Below are 1783 nucleotides of genomic sequence, written 5' to 3' on the forward strand. Positions count from 1 at the left end.
GTGTGCGTGTGACGCCCGTACAGCCCGACCCGCCCCGGCCGAGGCCTTCCCTGACGAAGGCGCCGACCGGGTCGCCGGCCGTGCAGCGCCGCGCCCTGCCCACGACGGGCCGGACCACGAGCGCCCCGCCCGTCCCGTCGGCACCGTCACCCGCCGGAGCCGCCCCGACGGGCTCCGAGCCCCCGTATGTCTCCTACGATGACCGGGCGTCCACGTCCCTGCCCTCTGACGTAAGCCCGGAGGTTGCTGCCGCACGGGCCACCTCGGCGGCGGGGGAGGGCGTGGCGGCCCGTGCGGTGCAGCGGGCGGTGCCTCCGCGAGGTTCCGCGCCGGTCCGTCACCCTGAAGCGCCGGGCGCTCCGGACGAGCCTCATGCTTCGACGCCACTCGGTACCCCGGCGCCACGCTCCGCTCCCACGGGACCGTTGGCCCGTCCGGATGCCGCGAGCACGGCGAACGGGCCGGATCCCGCGACGGCGTCTCGTACGCCGACGGGTGCGGCGGTGCAGCGGGCGGTGCCGGGGTCGGACTCCGCGCGCACGGTTGGCAGTTCTCGTACCGAGGTGGTGGGGGGCGGCGCTGGGCCCCTATCTGGTACTGGGCCGGGTGCTTCCGGGCAGCGGGCGGTGTCGGTGTCCGTGTCGGGGTCCGCTGCCGTCAGTTCTGGTTCTGATGTGGTGGGCGACGGCGGCGCTCGGCCCGCATCCGGCCCTGCGCCAGGCGCTCCTGTGCAGCGGGCAGCGCCGGTGTCCGACTCGGGGCCCGCTGCCGTCGGCTCTCGTTCCGACGCGGCGGGCGGTGGTGCTCGGCCTGCATCTGGTATTGCGTCGGGTGCTTCCGGGCAGCGGGCGGTGTCGGTGTCGCACTCCGGGTCCGCCGCGGTCAGTTCTGGTTCTGGCGGGGTGGGCGACGGCGGCGCTCGGCCTGCCTCTGGCGCTGCGCTGGGCGCTCCCCTGCAGCTGGCTGCGTCGGCGTCGAACTCTGTGACCGCACCCGTCAGTTCTCGTTCTGACGCGGCGGGCGGTGGCGCTCAGCCTGCATCTGGTACTGCGTCTGGTGCTCCTGTGCAGCGGGCAGCGTCGGTGTCCGGCTCGGGTCCCGCTCCCGTCAGTTCTCGTTCCGACGCGGTGGACAGCGGCCCCCGGCCTACACCTGGTACCCCGTCAGGCGCTCCCGTGCAGCGGGTTGCGTCCGCGCACCCATCGACGGCCTCCGCCCGTCCCCGCCCCGACACGGCGGGCACCTCCGTGCAGCCGGTAACGCGGTCGTCCCGCTCCGCGCCCGCCGCCGAGGGAACTCGCCCTCCTGTGACACGTACCGCGAACCCGCCCCGCGTGGGTGCGGCGCCCGACTCGGGCACCGGGACGGCGACCCGCGCGCCGGTGCCGCGATCAGCCCCGCGGGCCGACACCACACCTGTCGGCACTGCCGTGCATCGCGCGGTGCCGACGACGCCGGGCCCCGCGCCGACACCTGCCCCTCGCAGTGACGCGACGACCGGGCCCCCGGCCCGTAGCCCGGAACCCACGAGTCAGCAGCCGAGCACCGTCCCTGGGAAGCCCACTGGTCCCCGTGACACGGCTGCCCTTCCCAGCGTGACCGCCAACGCCCCGCTCCCGTCCGCCACGGTCCAGCGGGCCGTACGCCCGCAGAGCTCCGCACCGAGCACCGGTCGCGCGGACCAGCCCCGGAACTCCCGGATACGCGCCGCCGACGGCCCGCAGGAGCCGAACCGGCCGTCCACCCCCGCCAGTTCAACCGACGCGACCCGCCTGACATCCGC

1 pseudogene is annotated in these 1783 nt (G+C 75.8%); it reads left to right on the plus strand.

From position 1 onward, the window contains the following. Nucleotides 1-1595: 1595 nt before the first annotated feature. Nucleotides 1596-1783 (plus strand): annotated as a pseudogene (locus ACJA3G_RS36260) (hypothetical protein); the annotation flags it as partial.

The sequence above is a fragment of the Streptomyces sp. YS-3 genome, from assembly GCF_045257485.1.
GTDB lineage: Bacteria > Actinomycetota > Actinomycetes > Streptomycetales > Streptomycetaceae > Streptomyces.